17 protein-coding genes and 2 tRNA genes are annotated in these 16,840 nt (G+C 44.6%); all 19 read left to right on the forward strand.

Annotation, left to right across the window (positions count from 1 at the left end; all coding sequences use genetic code 11):
* The first annotated feature begins 36 nt into the window (after positions 1 to 36).
* On the forward strand, positions 37 to 879 hold the full coding sequence (purR, locus tag LRR81_RS20530; protein ID WP_231791288.1) for a pur operon repressor: 843 nt from the start codon (positions 37 to 39) through the stop codon (positions 877 to 879).
* A gap of 4 nt (positions 880 to 883) precedes the next feature.
* Complete coding sequence (locus LRR81_RS20535; RefSeq protein ID WP_231791289.1) at positions 884 to 1,258, forward strand: RidA family protein; 375 nt, start codon at positions 884 to 886, stop codon at positions 1,256 to 1,258.
* A 141-nt stretch (positions 1,259 to 1,399) separates the two neighbouring features.
* On the forward strand, positions 1,400 to 1,693 hold the full coding sequence (gene spoVG / locus LRR81_RS20540; RefSeq protein ID WP_231791290.1) for a septation regulator SpoVG: 294 nt from the start codon (positions 1,400 to 1,402) through the stop codon (positions 1,691 to 1,693).
* Positions 1,694 to 1,951: 258 nt separating this feature from the next.
* The gene (gene glmU, locus LRR81_RS20545) at positions 1,952 to 3,331 is read left to right on the forward strand and encodes a bifunctional UDP-N-acetylglucosamine diphosphorylase/glucosamine-1-phosphate N-acetyltransferase GlmU (protein ID WP_231791291.1); all 1,380 of its coding nucleotides are present in this window, start codon (positions 1,952 to 1,954) and stop codon (positions 3,329 to 3,331) included.
* Between the two features lie 18 nt (positions 3,332 to 3,349).
* Positions 3,350 to 4,303, forward strand: coding sequence for a ribose-phosphate diphosphokinase (locus LRR81_RS20550; RefSeq protein WP_231791292.1), 954 nt, complete (start codon positions 3,350 to 3,352; stop codon positions 4,301 to 4,303).
* Between the two features lie 286 nt (positions 4,304 to 4,589).
* A complete protein-coding gene (locus LRR81_RS20555; RefSeq protein WP_231791293.1) occupies positions 4,590 to 5,222 on the forward strand; it encodes a 50S ribosomal protein L25/general stress protein Ctc in 633 nt (210 codons plus the stop codon).
* Between the two features lie 112 nt (positions 5,223 to 5,334).
* The gene (gene pth, locus LRR81_RS20560; RefSeq protein WP_231791294.1) at positions 5,335 to 5,892 is read left to right on the forward strand and encodes an aminoacyl-tRNA hydrolase; all 558 of its coding nucleotides are present in this window, start codon (positions 5,335 to 5,337) and stop codon (positions 5,890 to 5,892) included.
* A gap of 78 nt (positions 5,893 to 5,970) precedes the next feature.
* Positions 5,971 to 6,201: an anti-sigma-F factor Fin family protein gene (locus LRR81_RS20565; protein ID WP_231791295.1), complete on the forward strand. Its 231-nt coding sequence runs from the start codon at positions 5,971 to 5,973 to the stop codon at positions 6,199 to 6,201.
* A gap of 104 nt (positions 6,202 to 6,305) precedes the next feature.
* The gene (gene mfd / locus LRR81_RS20570; protein ID WP_231791296.1) at positions 6,306 to 9,836 is read left to right on the forward strand and encodes a transcription-repair coupling factor; all 3,531 of its coding nucleotides are present in this window, start codon (positions 6,306 to 6,308) and stop codon (positions 9,834 to 9,836) included.
* A gap of 154 nt (positions 9,837 to 9,990) precedes the next feature.
* On the forward strand, positions 9,991 to 10,527 hold the full coding sequence (gene spoVT / locus LRR81_RS20575; protein ID WP_231791297.1) for a stage V sporulation protein T: 537 nt from the start codon (positions 9,991 to 9,993) through the stop codon (positions 10,525 to 10,527).
* A 213-nt stretch (positions 10,528 to 10,740) separates the two neighbouring features.
* The gene (locus LRR81_RS20580; RefSeq protein ID WP_231791298.1) at positions 10,741 to 12,357 is read left to right on the forward strand and encodes a putative polysaccharide biosynthesis protein; all 1,617 of its coding nucleotides are present in this window, start codon (positions 10,741 to 10,743) and stop codon (positions 12,355 to 12,357) included.
* The gene (gene yabN, locus LRR81_RS20585; protein ID WP_231791299.1) at positions 12,354 to 13,820 is read left to right on the forward strand and encodes a bifunctional methyltransferase/pyrophosphohydrolase YabN; all 1,467 of its coding nucleotides are present in this window, start codon (positions 12,354 to 12,356) and stop codon (positions 13,818 to 13,820) included. The genes LRR81_RS20580 and yabN overlap by 4 nt, the downstream gene beginning before the upstream one ends.
* A gap of 27 nt (positions 13,821 to 13,847) precedes the next feature.
* Entirely contained in the window at positions 13,848 to 14,111 is a 264-nt protein-coding gene (locus LRR81_RS20590; protein ID WP_231791300.1) for an RNA-binding S4 domain-containing protein, read from the forward strand.
* Positions 14,112 to 14,234: 123 nt separating this feature from the next.
* Complete coding sequence (yabP, locus tag LRR81_RS20595) at positions 14,235 to 14,537, forward strand: sporulation protein YabP (RefSeq protein WP_231791301.1); 303 nt, start codon at positions 14,235 to 14,237, stop codon at positions 14,535 to 14,537.
* Complete coding sequence (gene yabQ / locus LRR81_RS20600) at positions 14,534 to 15,169, forward strand: spore cortex biosynthesis protein YabQ (RefSeq protein WP_231791302.1); 636 nt, start codon at positions 14,534 to 14,536, stop codon at positions 15,167 to 15,169. The genes yabP and yabQ overlap by 4 nt, the downstream gene beginning before the upstream one ends.
* 18 nt (positions 15,170 to 15,187) lie before the next feature.
* Positions 15,188 to 15,562: an FtsB family cell division protein gene (locus LRR81_RS20605; RefSeq protein ID WP_231791303.1), complete on the forward strand. Its 375-nt coding sequence runs from the start codon at positions 15,188 to 15,190 to the stop codon at positions 15,560 to 15,562.
* Between the two features lie 81 nt (positions 15,563 to 15,643).
* The gene (locus LRR81_RS20610; protein ID WP_231791304.1) at positions 15,644 to 16,081 is read left to right on the forward strand and encodes a S1 domain-containing RNA-binding protein; all 438 of its coding nucleotides are present in this window, start codon (positions 15,644 to 15,646) and stop codon (positions 16,079 to 16,081) included.
* A 469-nt stretch (positions 16,082 to 16,550) separates the two neighbouring features.
* Positions 16,551 to 16,627 (forward strand) — tRNA-Met (locus tag LRR81_RS20615).
* 9 nt (positions 16,628 to 16,636) lie between these two features.
* A tRNA-Glu gene (locus LRR81_RS20620) sits at positions 16,637 to 16,708 on the forward strand.
* Positions 16,709 to 16,840 lie beyond the last annotated feature (132 nt).

The following is a 16,840-nucleotide window of genomic DNA, read 5'->3' on the forward strand; positions in this document are numbered from 1 at the left end:
TTAACTGTAACAATATTCGGTTTTGGAGGTTTTTTCATGAAGCTACGCCGCAGCGGGCGGCTTGTTGATATGACGCACTATCTGCTGGCCCATCCGCATACCCTTGTGTCCTTAACTTATTTTGCTGATCGGTATCAATCTGCTAAGTCGTCTATCAGCGAGGACCTGACGATCATTAAGCAGACCTTTGAAGAACAAGGTACAGGCTCTCTCCTGACAGTGCCGGGTGCAGCAGGAGGGGTGAAGTACATTCCGGGAATTAAGGAAAAGGAAGCGAAAGATACAATTAAGGAACTTTGCGCTCTGATCGCAAAGCCTGAAAGGGTCCTTCCTGGAGGATATCTATATTTGACTGATATTCTGGGCAGCCCGCATCTTGTCAGCAAAATTGGCCGGCTGTTTGCAGCTGTTTTTGCAAACCGCAAAATTGATGTCGTCATGACTGTTGCAACGAAAGGCATACCTCTTGCTTATGCAGCTGCACGTGAGCTGAACGTTCCGGTTGTCATCGTAAGGAAAGACAGCAAAGTTACAGAAGGCTCAACGGTAAGCATAAATTATGTTTCGGGATCTTCCAAGCGCATTCAGACAATGCTGCTTGCAAAGCGAAGCCTTGAAGTAGGTTCAAACGTTCTGATTATCGATGACTTCATGAAAGCGGGAGGCACGATTAACGGCATGATCAGCCTTCTGGAGGAGTTTGATGCAAAAGTGGCAGGCATCGGCGTTCTGGTCGAAACAGAGGGCGTAGAAGAGCGCCTTGTAGATGAATACATTTCACTCGTTAAGCTGACAGAAGTTGATATTCGGGAAAAACAGATTGATTTAACTGAAGGCAATTATTTTGATTTCCTGGAAATTGAAAAGAAAGAGGGATGACCAAATGAAAATTGTGGAAACGAAACAGGCGCCAGCAGCAATAGGCCCTTACTCACAGGCTGTCACAGTTAATAATATGGTTTATACTTCCGGCCAAATTTCTCTGACTCCTGAAGGGACTCTAACAGATGGCGATGTACAGGCCCAGACACATCAGGTGTTTGCTAATTTGAAAGCGGTTTTGGAGGAAGCGGGAGCCTCACTTGAGACAGTGATCAAAACGACCGTATTCATTAAAGACATGAATGACTTCTCCCTGATTAATGACGTGTATGGAGGGTACTTTCATACCCATAAGCCGGCCAGATCATGTGTAGAAGCGGCCAGACTCCCTAAGGATGTTCTGATAGAAATTGAGGCTATTGCCCTGATCAAATAAATTTGTTTTTTGTCAATAAGAAAAGATTCCTACCGCTCCCTTATTTTTCTAAAAATATTTTTGTATTTTGCAGGAAAAGGGAATTTCCCGTGGAATTACTTAATTAAAGTTTTTTCATCTAGGGAAAAGGTGGTGAACAGAATGGAAGTAACAGACGTAAGATTACGCCGCGTTAACACCGAAGGACGAATGAGAGCGATTGCCTCAATTACGCTGGATCATGAATTTGTTGTTCACGATATCCGTGTTATTGATGGTAACAACGGCTTATTTGTAGCAATGCCAAGCAAAAGAACGCCAGACGGCGAATTCCGTGATATTGCCCATCCGATTAATTCCGGAACACGCGGCAAAATCCAGGAAGCGGTGCTTGCTGAGTACCATCGTTTAGGCGAAGTTTCTGAAGCTGAATTTGAAGAAGCGGGTGCTTCCTAAAATATGCCACCAACCTTGCTGTTAAGACGGCAAGGTTTTATTTATTTCAGATACTTCAAACTCCTGCCAAAGCCGCTTGCACTTTGCGTTTTGTCCGGAAAAAGCACCTCTACTGATCTTTTTACCCCGATAATTTCCTCCCGCAAACCTCTTTAGCAAAATTAGAAATATATTGTACTTTTACTCGTTTCCTTGAAAAAGCTTGATTTTTGAGATATATTTTTTATGGATAAATAGGGAATACTGGAGGCTTACATAATGAAAAATCGTTATGCGGTCATACTGGCTGCTGGTAAAGGCACAAGAATGAAGTCAAAACTTTATAAAGTGCTGCATTCTGTATGCGGGAAACCTATGGTACAGCATGTGGTTGATGAAGCTTCTAAATTAAACCTGGAAAAAATTGTTACAATCGTCGGCCATGGCGCTGAAAAAGTGAAAGCGCAGCTTGGCGGGCAAAGTGAATATGCAATACAGGAAGAACAGCTTGGAACAGCGCATGCTGTCATTCAAGCGAAGGATTTTCTTTCAGATAAAGTTGGAACAACGGTTGTTATTTGCGGAGATACACCGCTCATTACAGCTGAAACAATGGAGTCCCTGCTTTCCCATCATGAGGAAACAGGTGCAAAGGCTACTATTTTAACAGCAACGCCAGAAGATCCGGCAGGCTATGGCCGCATCGTCCGCACTCCAGAAGGCAGTGTCGAAAAAATTGTTGAGCACAAAGATGCTTCAGTGGAAGAGCTGAAAATCACTGAAATCAATACAGGAACTTACTGTTTTGATAATAAGTCTCTGTTTGCCACTCTATCCAAAGTCTCCAATGATAACTCACAGGGAGAATATTACCTGCCGGACGTTATTGAGATCCTGAAGAACAGCGGTGAAACTGTTTCTGCCTACAAAACGGAGTCCTTTGAAGAAACAATCGGGATCAATGACCGAGTAGCTCTTTCTCAGGCGGAAGCCCTCATGAAGAAACGAATCAATATTGGTCATATGAAAAATGGCGTAACCTTGATTGATCCGGAAAATACGTACATTTCAGCTGATGCAATTATTGGGCAGGATACGATCATTTATCCTGGCACAGTTCTGGAAGGAGCTGTTTCTATCGGAGAGGATTCCATCATCGGCCCTCATTCCGAAATAAAAGACAGTTCCATCGGCAGCCGCACTGTTATCAGACAATCAGTTGTTCATGACAGCTCTGTAGGAAATGACGTGAAGATTGGCCCATTTGCCCATATTCGTCCAGAATCTGCGATCAGCGACGACGTAAAAATCGGAAATTTCGTTGAGATCAAAAAATCCTCTTTAGGATTAGGAAGCAAGGCTTCCCATTTGAGCTACATCGGAGATGCCGAGATTGGCGCTGATGTAAACCTTGGCTGCGGATCCATCACCGTGAATTATGACGGAAAAAATAAATTCAAAACAAAAGTGGAAGACGGAGCATTTATCGGATGCAACTCCAACCTGGTGGCACCTGTTACAGTAGGAGAAGGCGCCTATGTGGCTGCCGGTTCTACAATAACAGAGGATGTGCCGGGCAAAAGCCTCTCAGTTGCGAGGGCGCGCCAGGTAAATAAAGAAAATTATGTTGACCGTCTCAGCATGAATAAAAATTCCTAATGGAGGGTTTCTCTTATAATGTCCAATCGATATGGTGACTCAAATTTAAAAATCTTCACCCTTAATTCCAACCGTCCATTGGCAGAAGAAATTGCCAATGTCGTTGGGGTGGAACTCGGTCAATGTTCTGTCCAGCATTTTAGTGACGGAGAAATTCAAATTAATATTGAGGAAAGCATCCGCGGCTGTGACTGCTATATTATCCAGTCTACAAGCGATCCAGTAAACGAGCATTTGATGGAGCTGTTGATCATGATTGATGCACTGAAGCGTGCTTCATCCAAAACGATCAACATTGTTATGCCGTATTACGGCTATGCGCGCCAGGACCGCAAAGCACGTGCGCGAGAGCCGATTACCGCTAAACTCGTGGCCAATCTTCTGGAAACGGCAGGGGCAACCCGCGTCATTACGCTTGATTTGCATGCTCCGCAGATTCAGGGCTTTTTCGATATGCCGATTGACCACTTAATGGGTGTTCCGATTCTTGGTGATTATTTCAGCAAGAAGGATCTCAAAGATATCGTCATCGTATCGCCGGATCATGGCGGTGTGACAAGGGCGCGAAGGCTTGCTGACAGGCTGAAGGCACCGATTGCGATCATTGATAAGAGACGTCCAAGACCGAACGTATCAGAAGTTATGAACATCGTCGGTAACATTGAAGGAAGAACAGCCATTCTGATTGATGACATTATCGATACGGCCGGCACGATTACGCTTGCTGCCAATGCCCTTGTTGAAAATGGCGCTTCAGAAGTTTATGCATGCTGTACTCACCCGGTATTGTCAGGTCCTGCAATTGAACGGATCCAGAATTCGCAGATTAAAGAATTGGTCATCACGAATTCCATCTGCCTGCCGGAAGAGAAAAAGATTGATAAGATTATCGAGCTTTCTGTTGCTCCATTGATTGGTGAAGCAATCATCCGTGTTCATGAAGATCAATCAATCAGCATGCTTTTTGATTGATAGGAAAAGCCTTTCGAATGGCTTGGAAAACCGAAAAGTCCAGCAGACTTTTCGGTTTTTTTGTGCACACAGCTGCGAGCGGCTTCCGCTTTTCGTTGTCCAGCTCCAGCCGCTAGCCCCTCGAGTCGCTTCGGAAAATCCCAAAAAGTCAAAGTGCGGACTTTTCGGGATTATCCTCCAGCGCTTGTCGGGGCTGAACGAGCGGCTTCCGCTTTTCTCAATTTGTTTATAACTTTCTTGTGTTGGGTAAACACTATTAATAACATAAGTTAGGAAGGTGTTATTTATGAGTGCAACTTTACAAGCTAAGGAAAGAAAAGAATTTACGAATTCCGCAAGAAGAAAAATCCGCCTGGATGGCGGTGTGCCAGCTGTAATATATGGAAAATCAATCGAAAGCCAGGCTGTCGCTCTGGATGGTTTGGATTTGCTGAAAACATTGCGTGAGGAAGGCCGAAATGCTGTAATCACAATAGAGGTGAACGGCAAGAAGCATTCCGTCATGGTGAATGAACTTCAAACAGACTTTATGAAAAATGAAATCGTTCATGCGGACTTTATTACTGTTGACATGAATGAAGAAATTGAAACAGCTGTACCGGTTCATCTAACTGGTGAAGCGGCAGGCGTGAAAACAGGCGGAGTTCTTCAGCAGCCGCTGTTTGAATTAACTGTGACAGCTAAACCGTCTGATATTCCTCAATCGATTGATGTGGATGTATCAGGACTAGAGGTGAATGATACTCTGACTGTCGGCGATCTGAGAGAAGGCCGCAACTATACGATCAATCATGAAGAAGATGAGTTGATTGCTTCTATTCTTCCTCCGCGGAAAGAAGAAGTTATTGATTCAGGAGAACAGCAGGATTCTGAAGAGGCGGAGACTGCTGATACAAGTGATGAGAGTGAAAAGGAATAGCATCTTTTGTTATAATAAACGTAACCACTTGCTGGTTGCGTTTTTTCTATTGCTTTTCAGCAGGATGGAAAAAAGGACTGATGATAGGCCTCTATAAAAGGTGGGAATGTGCTTGAAAATGATTGCTGGTCTCGGAAACCCGGGAAAACAATATGAAATGACTCGGCATAATGCCGGATTTTTTGTCATAGATGAATTATCAAAGCGTTTGGACATTCCATTGGATAAAGCGAAATTCAATGGCGTATATGGAACAGGTTTTTCAGGAGGAGAAAAAGTGATCCTGGTAAAGCCGCTGACTTATATGAATTTATCTGGTGAGTGCATCAGACCTCTGATGGATTATTACGATGTAGGCGACGAAGATCTTGCGGTCGTATATGATGACCTTGATTTGCCAACAGGGAAAGTAAGGCTGAGAATGAAGGGCAGTGCAGGAGGGCATAATGGGATTAAATCCACTATTCTTCATCTTGGAACACAGGAATTTAACAGAGTGAGAATAGGAATCAGCAGGCCGCCTGCCGGTATGAAGGTTCCTGACTACGTGCTTGGCCGTTTTGCAAAAGAAGAGGAGCCTCTGATTAAGGAAGCGGTTTCGATTTCAGCTGATGCGTGTGAAGCATGGCTGAGAAAACCGTTTCTGCAGGTAATGAATGAGTACAATTAAGAATGCTCTCTGCGGCAGTGCATAAGGTTTTTTTATAAAGGCAATACTAAAAGAAAAACCTGATAAGGGGAGTTCGTTATGGCCCTTCACTATGTCTGCCGCCATTGCAGCTTTAAAATTGGCACAATTGACAAGGACATCATTGAAAGCAGCCGTCTTGGTTTTCAGCTGTTATCAAATACAGAACGACAGGAAATGCTCACCACTTTAGAGAATGGTGATATGATAGTAAAGACAATATGCGAAGACTGCCAGGAGGCTTTGGATCGAAATCCAGCCTTTCATGAAGCAGACACGTTTATACATTAATGCTTGATTGATGAAAAGAAGCATGCAAGAAAAAAACATGCACGTAACGCTTTGGAGCTAAATACCAAAGCATTTTTCTGTTTACATAGAGGGGAGGAAACAGCTTGCAGAGTTTGCACTCATTTTTCACTGGTAATTCAGATTTTAAAACAGTTGTTAACGGAATTCAGGAAGGGCTGAATGAACAGCTTGTTGCAGGACTTTCCGGATCGGCAAGAACCGTTTTTACCTCCGCATTGTATGACGAGCTGGAGGCGCCGATTCTTGTCGTGACCCACAACCTTCTTCAGGCTCAGAAAACTTACGAGGATCTGGCCAATCTGATCGGCGATAAGGCTTATCTTTATCCGGTAAATGAGCTTATAGCTTCTGAAATTGCTGTAGCAAGTCCTGAGCTGAAAGCACAGAGGATTGAGGTGCTGAACAAGCTTTCTTCAGGGGAAAAGGCAGTTGTTGTAGCTCCTGCTGCAGCGCTCAGAAGACTTCTGCCGCCTGTGGGACTGTGGAAACAAAGTCAGAAAACGCTTCAGACAGGTGACGAGATAGAGCCTGAGGTGCTGACAGAATGGCTTGTTTCAAGCGGATACGAACGGACGGACATGGTAGCATCACCTGGAGAATTCAGCATGCGCGGCGGTCTGATCGATCTTTACCCGCTGACAGAGGAATATCCGATCCGTCTTGAGCTGTTTGATGTTGAAATAGATTCAATCAGACAGTTTGATGCAGTGGACCAGCGCTCCATTAAAAAGCTGAATGAGGTGTCGATCGGACCGGCAAAGGAAATGCTGCTGAAAGAGGAGCACATTCTTTCCTGCCTCGGCAAGCTTGAAGATGCCCTTTCAAAGAGTCTTAAAAAGCTGAAAAACCAGCAGCAGAAAGAAATGCTGATCGAACAGACGGAATATGACATGGAGATGCTCCGCAATAAGCAGATCAACGAGGAAATGCACCGGTATCTTTCCTTCTTTTATGAAACCCCTGCTAGTTTGCTAGACTATTTCTCAGGCAATACCGTCATGGTCATTGATGAGATCAGCCGCGTGCAGGAAATGTATGAGCAGCTTGAAAAGGAAGAGGCTGAATGGTATACAGGCCTTCTGGAAGCGGGCAAGATTGTGCACAATGTTCCTGTCTCGCATCCTTATTCAGCTGTGTTTAATAAAAGTGAGCACCCGCTCGTTTATTTGTCTCTTTTCCTAAGGCATGTTCCGCATACGAATCCACAGAACATCCTGAATGTTTCCTGCAAGCAGATGCAAAACTTCCACGGCCAAATGAATCTGTTAAAAGGCGAATTAGAGCGCTGGAAAAAAGGAAAGCAGACAGTCGTGTTTCTTGGAGCAGATGAAGAAAGGGTTAAAAAGCTGGATCAGGTGCTGAGCGACTATGAAATTACTGCTTCGATAGTGAAAGATCATGCCGTGCTTTCTCCGGGTCATTTTTATATCATGCAGGGTGACTTGCAGACAGGGTATGAAATGCCGCTTCAGAAGCTTGCTGTCATTACTGAAGCAGAGCTCTTTAAAAAGAGGGTCAAAAAGCATCCGAGAAGACAAAAGCTGACGAACGCTGAACGGATAAAAAGCTACTCAGAGCTCACTGCAGGCGATTATGTCGTTCACGTGAATCACGGAATCGGAAAATACCTTGGGATCGAGACGCTGGATATCAACGGAATCCATAAAGATTACTTAAATATCCGCTACCAGGGGACTGACCAGCTATATGTTCCTGTTGAGCAAATTGATCAGGTTCAGAAATATGTCGGCTCTGAAGGGAAAGAGCCTAAAATCTATAAACTGGGCGGCAGCGATTGGCGCCGGGTTAAAAAGAAAGTGGAATCCTCTGTCCAGGATATTGCCGATGATTTGATCAAGCTCTATGCCGAACGGGAGGCAAGCAAAGGATGGTCGTTCTCCCCAGACACTGAAATGCAGCGGGACTTTGAAGCTGCCTTTCCTTATCAGGAAACAGAGGATCAAATTCGCTCCATCAATGAAATCAAAAAGGACATGGAAAAAGAACGGCCGATGGACCGCCTTCTTTGCGGCGATGTCGGCTACGGCAAAACAGAGGTTGCCATCAGAGCAGCATTTAAGGCCATTGCAGATGGAAAACAAGTTGCGATACTTGTTCCAACAACCATTCTGGCTCAGCAGCATTATGAAACAATCCGTGAACGGTATCAGGATTTTCCGATTTCGATCGGTCTTTTAAGCCGGTTCCGCACGCGGAAGGAAATGGCGGAAACTACAAAGGGCCTTGAAAAAGGGACCATTGATATTGTCATCGGCACTCACCGCATCCTTTCAAAAGATGTAAAGTACAAGGATTTAGGGCTTTTGATTATTGATGAAGAGCAAAGGTTCGGTGTGACGCATAAAGAGAAAATCAAGCAGCTGAAGGCAAATGTCGATGTACTGACCCTTACCGCTACACCTATCCCGAGAACTCTTCATATGTCCATGCTCGGGGTGAGGGACTTATCTGTTATTGAAACGCCGCCTGAAAACCGGTTCCCTGTGCAGACGTATGTTGTGGAGTACAATGCAGGTCTAGTCAGGGAGGCCATTGAACGGGAGCTTGCGCGCGGCGGACAAATTTATTTTCTGTATAACAGAGTGGAAGATATCGAGCGGAAAGCAGATGAAATATCCATGCTTGTCCCAGATGCCAAGGTAGTGTATGCCCACGGAAAAATGACAGAGAATGAGCTGGAATCAGTTATGCTGAATTTCCTTGAAGGGGAAGCTGATGTTCTCGTCAGCACCACGATCATTGAAACAGGCGTTGACATCCCGAATGTAAATACGCTCATTGTTTATGATGGCGACAAAATGGGGCTTTCCCAGCTTTATCAGCTAAGAGGAAGGGTCGGACGGTCTAATCGGATTGCTTATGCCTACTTTACGTACCGCAAAGATAAAGTGCTGACAGAAGTCGCAGAGCGGCGTCTGCAGGCGATTAAAGAGTTTACTGAACTCGGATCAGGATTCAAGATTGCGATGCGCGACTTGTCCATCAGGGGAGCAGGAAACCTGCTCGGCGCCCAGCAGCACGGCTTCATTGATTCCGTCGGCTTTGATCTTTACAGCCAGATGCTGAAGGAAGCGATTGAAGAAAGAAAAGGAGATATTCCGAAAGAAGCTAAATTTGAAGTGGAAATTGATCTTGAAGTTGATGCTTATCTTCCGCAGTCTTATATTCCGGACGGCAGTCAGAAGATTGATATGTACAAACGCTTCAGAGGCATCTCATCTCTCGGAGAAGTCCATGAGCTTCAGGAAGAGATGATTGACAGGTTTGGCGATTATCCAAAAGAGGTGGAATACCTTTTTAAAGCTGCTGAAATAAAGGCATTTTCTCTGCAGGAGCGCATTGAAACCATTAAGCAGGATAAAAACAGTGTTGTGATGACAATGGCTGAGGATGCCAGCAACACCATTGACGGGCAAAAGCTGTTCGAATTAAGCGGGAAATTCGGAAGAAATGTAGGACTCGGCATGGACAGCGGGAAGCTGAAGATTTCCATTCAAACAAAAGATTTGAGCAATGATGAATGGATTGATATTCTTCTTAAGCTCCTGAATGGCCTTCAAAATGTTAAGAAAGAACAAATATCTGCAAGCTGACATTCCTTGTTTTCTAAAAAATTCATTTGGCTAGCGTATATTACCAATAATGTGAGTGATACTAATTTCAAGAAATGGCGATTGCTGCAAATAAAGGACATTTTCAGCAGCCGCTATGGTAATTACTCGTCAGATGAAAGTGAGGCAGCATAAGATGAAGGCAACAGGTATCGTTCGTCGTATTGATGATTTAGGCCGCGTCGTAATTCCAAAAGAGATCCGCAGAACTTTGCGCATCCGCGAAGGGGATCCGCTTGAAATCTTTGTCGACCGCGAAGGAGAAGTTATTCTGAAAAAATACTCTCCAATCAGCGAACTTGGCGATTTTGCCAGAGAATATGCAGATGCTCTTTATGACAGCATGGGGCATCCTGTCCTAATCTGTGACAGAGATGCATTCATTGCTGTATCAGGGGGATCCAAAAAAGAATACATGAACCGCAACATCAGTGACCAGGTTGAAAAGATTATGGAAGAAAGAAATTCCGTCCTTCATACCGAAAGCAGCCAGATGGAGCTTTTGGAAAATGTGAAGGAAGATTTCAAATCCTACACTGTTGGTCCAATAGTAGCCAATGGCGATCCAATAGGAGCTGTTGTCATTTATTCGAAGGATCAGACACTCGGTCAAGTGGAACAAAAAGCCGTAGAAACAGCTGCAGGTTTTCTTGCTCGGCAAATGGAGCAATAATCCCTTTTTATTACATTTAATTCTTTACATGAAAAAGCAGCGTGCAGCTGCTTTTTTCATTTGTCTTTTGGAGATGGCTGCTGCTTTGGCCATCAAAGAACCGGCTGATAAATCAGCCTCTTTTCTATGATATAATAGGAAAACGCATGACTCTTTTTTCGGCAAAAATTGCCATTAAAGAGGATAGATTGACCGCCGGAAGGAGAATGGACGATGGATGTTCCGTCCAATCAGCATAAACAGCTTGTCTGGCAGGGGGCTATTATCCTGACCATTGCCGGAATCGTAACGAAAATATTGAGTGCGGCTTACAGGGTGCCCTACCAGAATATTGTTGGAGACATTGGCTTCTATATTTACCAGCAGGTATACCCATTTTACGGAATTGCGATTATGCTTGCGACTTCCGGATTTCCGGTTATTGTATCAAAGCTGTTTGCCGAATACGGCGATCAAGGCAATCCTGCAGATTTAAGAAAAGTTTGGAAAGTATGCCTGCTTTTCCTTTCTGCTGTCGGTGCTGTCTTTTTTCTTTTGCTGTTTTTTGGCTCTGGGAAGATTGCTGAATTTATGGGCGATCCCCGTTTAACAGGCCTGATTCAGGTTATTTCTTTTTCTTTTCTTATCCTGCCGTTTGTTTCTCTGCTGAGGGGTTACTTTCAAGGCTTGCATATCATGTTTCCAACCGCTTTATCGCAGGTGGTGGAGCAAAGCATAAGGGTGCTGACCATTCTGCTGTTCTCATATATTCTGCTTTCTCAGGGGAAAACACTGTATCAGGCAGGAGCAGGTGCGCTGTTTGGTTCACTGACAGGAGGGGTTTTTGCTGCAGGAGTACTCAGCCTGTTTTTTGTCAGGCACCGCCGCACCTTCTGGACGAGCGGGAAAGGGACGGGTTCAGGGGTCTCCTCCCGTAAACTGCTTAAATCACTGCTGCTGTATTCACTGACCATTTGCATCAGCAGTCTTTTGTTAATCTTTGTTCAGCTGATTGATGCGCTGAATTTATATTCGCTATTAACAAGCAATGGGGCTGGATCTGATGCCGCAAAGCAGCTGAAAGGAATTTATGATAGAGGACAGCCTCTGATTCAGCTTGGAACGGTCGTGGCCTCATCGCTTTCCTTATCGCTTGTCCCGCTGATTTCAAGCGCGAAAAAACGAAACGACCATCTTTTTATTGAGAAAAAAATCAACTTATCCCTTAAGGTGTGCCTTGCGGTAGGGGCAGGTGCTGCGGCCGGCCTTATGACCCTTGTTCACGATGTGAATGTCATGCTGTTCCGGAATGATTCGGGATCGGATATTCTGTTTGTCTTAAGCCTTTCTATTTTATTCACCTCTCTCTCGATGACAATAAGCGCCATTTTACAGGGGATGAATCACACCGTATTTCCTGCCATTGCTGTTGCAGCTGCGGCCGGCGTTAAGATTGCCCTCAATTATTATTTAATTCCTGTTTATGGAACGGCAGGTGCAGCCTGGGCATCTGTAATGGCGTTTTTCATAGCAGCACTTTTGAATATTATTTATCTTAGAAAAATTGAATTCCGGCTGAAGGAATACAAAAGCCTTGGGAAAATACTGCTCTCAGCTCTTATCATGGCCGCTGTTCTAAAAGGATATATGCTTGGCTTTGAGACAGTGATCGGCAGACCGAGCCGGGGAGCATCCTCCATTGAGGCGTTAACAGGAGTAGCTGTCGGGGGCGCTGTCTATCTTATTTTGATCGTAAAGGGCAATGTGTTTACAGATGACGAACTGGACATTGTCCCGTTTGGCAGTAAAATCAAACAGCTATTCAGCAAAAGGAAAGGTGAGAAAAGATGAAAAAGATTACGATAGTGGGCCTGGGCTCGAGCAGTGCGGCTCAGCTGCCTCTCGGAGTTTACCGCATGCTCATCTCAGCCGGCGAGGGAGCCCTTTTTGTACGGACCGCGGATCACCCTGTACTAAAGGAGCTGCATGAAGAGCTGCCTCCTTATGTTTCCTTTGACAGCATATATGAAAAGCACGATCAGTTTGATCCGGTATATGAGGAAATTACAGCTGTTTTATTGGAAAAAGCAAAAAGCAGCGAGGTGATCTATGCAGTGCCGGGGCACCCTTTAGTTGCTGAAAAAACGGTCCAGCTTTTGATTGCAGCAGCTGAAAGGGAAGAAGCGGTGATAGAGATTGCAGGAGGCCAAAGCTTTCTTGATGCCATGTTTGCCGCACTGAAAATCGATCCAGTTGATGGTTTTCAGCTTTTGGACGCCTCATCAATGAAACGGGATGATCTGAAGCTTACTCAGCATCTGATTATCTGCCAGGTGTATGATCAAATGTCAGCTTCCATGGCAAAGCTCACGCTGATGGAGGAATATCCTGACGAATACGAAGTGGCAGTCATTCAGGAGGCTGGCGGGGCGAATGAGAAGATCAAATGGATCCCGCTGTATGAGCTGGACAGAGGGGCAGAGGTTAATAACCTGACAAGCCTGTATATTCCTCCAATTGCTGATGAGCGGCTGGTGCATCATCAATTCAGCGCCTTCCGGAACGTTGTAAAAGCTTTGAGGGCGCCCGGAGGATGCCCTTGGGACAGGGAGCAGACCCATGCTTCCTTAAAAAAATACTTAATTGAAGAATGCTACGAATTGCTGGAAGCCATTGATGAGGAAGATCCGGATCATATGGTGGAAGAACTCGGCGACGTGCTTCTGCAGGTTGTCCTTCACTCCCAAATAGGGGAAGACGAGGGGATGTTCACGGCAGATGATGTGATACGGACAGTAACTGAAAAAATGATCCGCCGCCATCCTCATGTATTTGGCGGGGCAGCTGCCGAAAACACGGAGCAGGTATTGGCTAACTGGGATGAAATTAAGAAGCAGGAGGGTAAATATAAAGAAGAGTCGAGGCTCGGCTCTGTCGCCGGCTCCCTTCCTGCCTTGTCGAAGGCCTACCAGCTTCAAAAAAAAGCAGCAAAAGCTGGCTTTGACTGGCCTGATGCAAGCGGGGCCTGGGACAAGCTGAAGGAAGAACTGCAGGAATTTGAAGCAGAGCTTTCCAGGCAAAAAGTAGACAGCAGCCTCATGCTGAGGGAATTCGGTGATATTCTTTTTGCTTTCGTCAATATTGCAAGGTTTTACAAAATAGAGCCGGAAGAGGCACTGGCCTCGACGAATCACAAATTTACATCGCGGTTCCAATATATCGAAAACCAGGCGCGTCTTCTTCAGAAGGAATTGGAAGACATGACACTGGAAGAAATGGACCGCCTTTGGGATGAGGCCAAAACAAAAGAATAAAAGAGAAAAGGGAAGGGGTTAAATCTTTTGAGACTGGATAAATTTTTAAAAGTTTCCCGTTTAATTAAAAGAAGAACGCTTGCAAAGGAAGTGGCAGACCAAGGCCGTATTTCCATCAACGGCGTGCCGGCAAAAGCAAGCTCAAATGTAAAAATCGGTGATGAACTCGCGGTAAGATTCGGACAAAAAATCATCACTGTTCTAATTGAGGACCTGAAAGAAACTACAAAAAAAGAGGAATCAGCCAATCTCTACAAGATCCTTAAAGAAGAAAAAATCAATGAAAATTAAGTAAAGCGGAAGCGCCTGCCAAATAAAAAGTATACAATCTGATACAGCAGGGCTTGTTCTATTCAAGCCCTTTTTTTCATAGAGATAACTAAGAAATCTCTAATGAATGCGGGGGCTGTACAGATGAGTTACTATGATGAGCAATCAGGACAGAAAGGCACTGTACCTGATCATGATATTACAATGAAAGGGCGCAAGCAGCTGGAAATTTCCGGGGTCAAACAGGTAGAAAGCTTCGATAACGAAGAATTTTTGCTGGACACTGTCATGGGAGCTATGGCGATCCGCGGGGAAAATCTACAAATGAAAAATTTAGATGTCGATCGCGGCATTGTTTCCATAAAAGGGCGGATTTTCGATATCGTTTACCTTGATGACCAGCAAGGGGATAAAGCTAAAGGATTTTTTAGCAAGCTGTTCAAATGACGCTCAGCACCCAGTTTTATACGATGCTTGCCATGGCCGGTATGGGAGGATGGCTCGGCGCCGCCCTTGATACATATGGCCGCTTTCTGAACAGGCCGGCGCGGGCAAGGTGGTTTGTATTCCTGAATGACATTGTCTTTTGGGTATTACAGGGACTTTGCTTTTTTTATGTTCTGCTGCTCGTCAATGAAGGGGAGCTGAGGGTGTATATATTCCTTGCTGTCCTTTGCGGGTATGCCTTTTACCAGGGGGCATTAAAAGGCATTTACCTGAAGGTGCTGGATATTTTGATTAAAACGGTCCTATGGGTATGCCGCCTGCTCCTGAAAACAGCGAATTACCTGCTCATCAAGCCGGTGACAGGGCTTTTCCACCTTCTCATCGTTCTTCTTACAGGAATTTTAAATATTATTTGGAAATTACTTAAAGGGGCTTCCCAATTGCTCTGGTTTTTCGTTAAAATCTTATTAGCACCATTTAGGGTGCTGCTGCGCTTGCTATGGAATCTCGTCCCTTCAAGGTTAAGAAACCTGATAAAAAAGTTTTTTGCCTCGTTTGGAGGTTTTTCCGGCAGGATAAAGAATATAGTGGATAAAGCAGCGAAGTGGGGGAAACGGATCTTTAGGAAATAAGGAGGACCGTTTAAAGAAATGGATAATGAACGCAGCCGGAAAGTAACTCCGTTACAATCACAGTATATGCAGCAGCAGGAGCGCCAGGATCAAATTCAAAAGCGCCGGAGACGGGGACTTATCAGAAGGCTGACACTGCTCGGGGCAATAGCCGCAGCAGCAGCCGTTTTCATCATATTTACTTTCGTCTCTCAATCCATCGAGATTGGGAAGAAAGCAGAGGAAAAAGATAAACTTGCCAGCCAGCTGACTGAATTGAAAAAAGATCAGAAAATGCTCCAGCAGGAAATTAAAAACCTGAATGATGATGAATATATTGCGAAGATTGCCAGACGGGACTATTTTTTATCCGGCAAAGACGAAATTATTTTTAATGTGCCAGATAAGAAGTAGGCTTTATTGACACCTGAATTTTTAATTAGGTATAATGAAGCAAAGTGATTTTTTATAAGTTTAAGGAGGAGCATTCTTTTTATGTCCATAGAAGTTGGCAGCAAGTTACAAGGTAAAGTAACTGGCATTACAAAATTTGGGGCGTTTGTTGAACTGCCTGGAGGCTCAACTGGGCTCGTTCATATTAGCGAGGTCGCAGACAGTTACGTTAAAGACATCAACGATCACTTGAAGGTCGGAGATGAAGTAGAAGTTAAAGTAATTAATGTAGAAAATGATGGAAAGATTGGGCTGTCCATCAAAAAAGCGATAGACCGACCAGAGCGTCCAGAACGCCCTCGCCAAGACCGTCCTCGCCAAGACCGTCCTCAAAGAGGCAGAAGTAACGATTTTCGTCCGAGAACAGAGAACTTTGAACAAAAAATGAGCCGTTTCCTGAAGGACAGCGAAGACCGCCTGTCTTCATTGAAGCGAAACACAGAATCAAAGCGCGGCGGACGCGGAGCAAGAAGAGGGTAACTTGCTGCTTTTAATATAAATATGCCTGTACGGAACTGCACTCCTTTTTTAGAGGAGTGTTTTTTTGTTTGGGAATTTGATAAAGGGAGTGAGAAAGGAAATAAACCGGCTCTTTGGAAAGCGGGTTTTCAGCGTTAAATGTTGGATTTTGAGCTTTAACCTAATGACTGGGCACCATCAAGATCCTGATATCGGCGGATGGAGGCTGTACATCAGCGGCTTCCAAAATATATCGGCCACTCTCGCTCGTATATCGGCGAACTTTCAATTATATCGAGCACTTCCCACTATATATCGGCGCTTTCTGATTACAGCATGTAAATTTTCCATGCAGCAACCGGCTTTTATAGGCTCCTTCCCTCTAAGTCAAAACAACTTTTAAAAAAGATCAAATTAGTTATTGACGAACACAGTAAATCTTTGTATTATAGAACTTGTGCTTCATAAAGAAGCCTTGTTTTATTGATATGGCGGTGTAGCTCAGCTGGCTAGAGCGTACGGTTCATACCCGTAAGGTCGGGGGTTCGATCCCCTCCGCCGCTACCATATACATACGGCCCGTTGGTCAAGCGGTTAAGACACCGCCCTTTCACGGCGGTAACACGGGTTCGAATCCCGTACGGGTCATTCTTATAGCAAGCAGCTCATCCATTTGGAGGGCTGCTTTTTTGATTTTCATAAGATCAGAATTTTTAAAAGTACTTGGATAACTGGTTATCAGAAGTGGATGTGTCCGGCTCCAGCCGCTTGCCTGATTCT

This window comes from Metabacillus kandeliae (assembly GCF_021166585.1).
In the GTDB taxonomy this organism is placed as follows: Bacteria; Bacillota; Bacilli; order Bacillales; family Bacillaceae; genus Metabacillus_B; species Metabacillus_B kandeliae.

Coding starts and splice junctions, on each gene's coding strand:
- purR (WP_231791288.1), top strand. CDS start 37: ATGAAGCTACGCCGCAGCGGGCGGCTTGTTGATATGACGCACTATCTG.
- LRR81_RS20535 (WP_231791289.1), top strand. CDS start 884: ATGAAAATTGTGGAAACGAAACAGGCGCCAGCAGCAATAGGCCCTTAC.
- spoVG (WP_231791290.1), top strand. CDS start 1,400: ATGGAAGTAACAGACGTAAGATTACGCCGCGTTAACACCGAAGGACGA.
- glmU (WP_231791291.1), top strand. CDS start 1,952: ATGAAAAATCGTTATGCGGTCATACTGGCTGCTGGTAAAGGCACAAGA.
- LRR81_RS20550 (WP_231791292.1), top strand. CDS start 3,350: ATGTCCAATCGATATGGTGACTCAAATTTAAAAATCTTCACCCTTAAT.
- LRR81_RS20555 (WP_231791293.1), top strand. CDS start 4,590: ATGAGTGCAACTTTACAAGCTAAGGAAAGAAAAGAATTTACGAATTCC.
- LRR81_RS20565 (WP_231791295.1), top strand. CDS start 5,971: ATGGCCCTTCACTATGTCTGCCGCCATTGCAGCTTTAAAATTGGCACA.
- spoVT (WP_231791297.1), top strand. CDS start 9,991: ATGAAGGCAACAGGTATCGTTCGTCGTATTGATGATTTAGGCCGCGTC.
- LRR81_RS20580 (WP_231791298.1), top strand. CDS start 10,741: ATGGATGTTCCGTCCAATCAGCATAAACAGCTTGTCTGGCAGGGGGCT.
- yabN (WP_231791299.1), top strand. CDS start 12,354: ATGAAAAAGATTACGATAGTGGGCCTGGGCTCGAGCAGTGCGGCTCAG.
- yabP (WP_231791301.1), top strand. CDS start 14,235: ATGAGTTACTATGATGAGCAATCAGGACAGAAAGGCACTGTACCTGAT.
- yabQ (WP_231791302.1), top strand. CDS start 14,534: ATGACGCTCAGCACCCAGTTTTATACGATGCTTGCCATGGCCGGTATG.
- LRR81_RS20605 (WP_231791303.1), top strand. CDS start 15,188: ATGGATAATGAACGCAGCCGGAAAGTAACTCCGTTACAATCACAGTAT.
- LRR81_RS20610 (WP_231791304.1), top strand. CDS start 15,644: ATGTCCATAGAAGTTGGCAGCAAGTTACAAGGTAAAGTAACTGGCATT.